The sequence below is a fragment of the Archangium sp. genome (genome assembly GCF_036388035.1).
In the GTDB taxonomy this organism is placed as follows: domain Bacteria; phylum Myxococcota; class Myxococcia; order Myxococcales; family Myxococcaceae; genus Archangium.
In genome coordinates this window covers 1-2,855 of record NZ_DASVSO010000279.1, presented here as the reverse complement: position 1 = coordinate 2,855, position 2,855 = coordinate 1, and the positions used below count along the sequence as shown (strand labels likewise).

Sequence of the window (2,855 nt, the reverse complement as noted above, 5' to 3'; positions counted from 1 at the left end):
CGCCGCCCGCTCACCCATGCGCTTGGATTTCGCTTCACTTCTGGCCACGGCCCGCCAAAACCCGACACGCCAAGCCCTCGGAAGTGCCGCGCCCGTGCAGACGCACTGGAATGCTCCTTCCAGACTTCAGGCCCCAGCATGAAGCGCTTGCCTCCGAGAGCCGGGACGTGACCGAGTGCCCCGCGCGGGAGTCCTTGCGCAGGAGGTTCGACATGAAACGATTCTTGGGAGTGCTGGTCGTCCTGGGCCTCGCGGGGTGTGACGGGGAGCCGACCCCGGCGGGCCGCTTCGGTGAAGTGACGAGCGCGGTGGTGGTGGTCAACCCGGTCATCAACCAGGGCTCGACCACGTCGGTGGCGGTGGGCACCGCTCGCTCGGGGGTGGAGTTCCAGGCGGCGGACCTGGAACCGGTCCGGACGGACTCGACGGGGCTGGCCCTGGTGGAGGAGCTGCCGACAGGGGCGGTGACGCTGGACTTCGACCCCGGCACGTACTCCTTCCGGGTGGAGCAGGAGAAGGAGCTCTACGACGTGGTGGTCGCGTACCGGGACGGGGCGGTGCAGCAGCTCATCCCCCCGGTGCGCTACCCCATTGGCGGCACGGTGGTCGAAGTGGAGGCGGGGGGCAACATCGCCCAGGCGGCGGCCAGCGACAACACCATCATCGTGCTGGCCCCGGGCACGTACCCCGGCAACCTGGAGCTGCGCGCCACGGGGGTGCTCATCTTCGGCGCCTGGTCTCCCACGGAAGGGCCGCTGTCGATCATCGAGGGCAACGTCACGGTGCTCGGGGGCGGCAACCGGATGAGGGGCGTGAAGATCAACGGCCGGCTGACGAGCAACGCCAACAACTTCTCGGCCGCCTTCTCGGACATCGCGAGCGCGAACATCACCGGCAACGGTGTGTCGCTGCTGCGCAACCGCTTCACGGTGGGGCAGGCCACGGTGCCCAGCTCCAACGCGGTGCTGGTGGACAACACGGGGATCCCTTGATGCGAGCACAAGCCTTGGGACTGCTGCTGGGACTGGCGCTGGTGGCCTCGGGCTGCCACATCTACGTGCGCGACGATTGGCCGCGTCGCCCGCCGCCTCCTCCCGGGGAGCCGTCTCCCTACCCGCAGCCGTCTCCGCAGCCACCGCCACCGCAGGACGTGCTGCGGGCCAAGGAGATCAAGGCCGAGCGGGTCTACGCGCGGGTCATCTACGCCAAGGAGGTGAAGGCGCGAGATGGCCGGGTGGGCCGCGTCTACTCCGGCAAGGGCGGCAAGGGAGACAAAGGCGATTGGGGCGGCGGTGAGGTGCACACCTCGGAGGTCTCCGCGGAGATCATCTACGCGAAGGAGATCAAGGCCGACTGGATCGAAGCGGACGAAATCCACGCCAAGGAAGTGAAGATCGGCCGGTAGCCCCCTCTCTGGCCCAGGCGCTTACCTGCCTGCCAGCCCATTTCCCGCCACCTCCCGTGGCACCCGTCCCGGAGCAAGCCTGCTAACGTCACGGGCCTGCCATGGAAGCCACCGCCGTCTCCGACCCTCGTATCGGCACCGTTCTGCAAGAGCGTTATCGGATCCTCCAGCGGCTCGCCGCCGGAGGCATGGGCGTGGTGTACCGAGGGGAGCAGAATCCGAGTCCCCCCGCCCAGAAGCCGCAGCCCCCTCCCAGCACGAAACCGCAAGCCCCCGCCGAGAAGAAGAGTGGCTCGCGGGAGGAGCTTCCCAACATCGAGCAGCTCGAACGCTGGGCGAAGGAGGGAGAGTCGCTGCGGGACCAGACGCTCCGCGAGCTCGCCAGACTTCGCACGCGCTATCCCCAGAACGCCTACGCCCCCTATCTGGAGGGGCACGTCAACTTCGACAACCTGCGCTGGGCGGACGGCCTCGCCTCGTATGGCGCGGCCATGCGCAACGACCCCGCCTACCGCTCGGATGCGAAGCTCATCCGCAACGTCATCCGCTGCCTGGTGAGCGATCGCTCCCATACGCAGTGCGCGGACTTCCTCGTGCGCGAAGTGGGAGCCGCCGCGGCCCCCTACCTCGAGGAAGCGGCGCGCTCGGACCCGTACGCCAACGTCCAGAAACGTGCGGCCAGGCTCCTTCCGAGAGTGGCCGCACGGCGCTGACGGGCGCCGCTACCCGGTCGCTCGCTGCTGCGAGGACGCCCCCACCCCGAGGAACTCCTCGTAGACGCGGGCGATGCGCTCGCCGGTGCGCCCGTCCCACATGTCCGGGACGCGGCCCTTCTTCGCCTGACCCTCGAGAATGCGGTCCGCGGCCTGCTGGATGCGGGCCGGGTCGGTGCCCACCACGAGGTTGGTGCCGATGTCGACGGTGATGGGGCGCTCGGTGTTCTCGCGCACCGTGAGGCAGGGAATGCCGAGCACGGTGGTCTCCTCCTGGAGGCCGCCGGAGTCGGTGAAGGCGAGCCGGGCCTGGGAGGTGAGCGCGAGGAACTCCAGGTAGCCCATGGGGTCCACCAGGCGCAGGCCCGGGGTGCGCTCCAGCGTGGCGCCGAGCCCCAGCTCCGCCAGACGCTTGCGGGTGCGCGGGTGGACGGGGAAGACGACGGGCAGCCGGTTGGCCACGTGGGCCAGCGCGGACAGCAGCCCCTGGAGCACCTTCGCGTCATCCACGTTGGAGGCGCGGTGCAGGGTGCAGACGGCGTAGCCGCGCGGCTCGAGGCCCATGTCCGCGAGCGTGGTGAGCCGCAGGGCCTTGTCCCGGGCCGTCAGCAGCGAGTCGATCATCACGTTGCCCACGAGGCGGATGCGCTCCGGCTCCAGGCCCTCGCGGATGAGGTTGGCGTCCGCGTCGGCCGAGGGCGTGAGCAGCAGGTCCGAGATGCGATCCGTGAGGATGC

Annotated in this window: 4 protein-coding genes; 3 read left to right on the top strand and 1 reads right to left on the bottom strand. The window is 69.6% G+C overall.

Annotated elements, in window-relative coordinates; all coding sequences use genetic code 11:
• The first annotated feature begins 212 nt into the window (after window positions 1-212).
• The 3 genes from VF697_RS11770 to VF697_RS11760 all read left to right on the top strand — a co-directional run bounded on the left by VF697_RS11770 (window position 213) and on the right by VF697_RS11760 (window position 2,118).
• Window positions 213-992, top strand: a complete 780-nt coding sequence (locus VF697_RS11770) for a hypothetical protein (RefSeq protein ID WP_331094322.1) — start codon at window positions 213-215, stop codon at window positions 990-992.
• Window positions 992-1,405: a hypothetical protein gene (locus VF697_RS11765; protein WP_331094320.1), complete on the top strand. Its 414-nt coding sequence runs from the start codon at window positions 992-994 to the stop codon at window positions 1,403-1,405. The genes VF697_RS11770 and VF697_RS11765 overlap by 1 nt, the downstream gene beginning before the upstream one ends.
• Before the next feature lie 101 nt (window positions 1,406-1,506).
• Window positions 1,507-2,118: a hypothetical protein gene (locus VF697_RS11760; protein WP_331094318.1), complete on the top strand. Its 612-nt coding sequence runs from the start codon at window positions 1,507-1,509 to the stop codon at window positions 2,116-2,118.
• 9 nt (window positions 2,119-2,127) lie between these two features.
• On the opposite strand, the gene VF697_RS11755 is transcribed toward VF697_RS11760, so the two are convergent.
• Window positions 2,128-2,855: UDP-N-acetyl glucosamine 2-epimerase (locus tag VF697_RS11755; RefSeq protein ID WP_331094316.1), on the bottom strand; the 728-nt coding region annotated here is incomplete at its 5' end.

What these genes read in the sequence shown, in the direction of transcription:
- VF697_RS11765 (WP_331094320.1), top strand. Translation starts at nt 992, where the DNA reads ATGCGAGCACAAGCCTTGGGACTGCTGCTGGGACTGGCGCTGGTGGCC.
- VF697_RS11760 (WP_331094318.1), top strand. Translation starts at nt 1,507, where the DNA reads ATGGAAGCCACCGCCGTCTCCGACCCTCGTATCGGCACCGTTCTGCAA.
- VF697_RS11770 (WP_331094322.1), top strand. Translation starts at nt 213, where the DNA reads ATGAAACGATTCTTGGGAGTGCTGGTCGTCCTGGGCCTCGCGGGGTGT.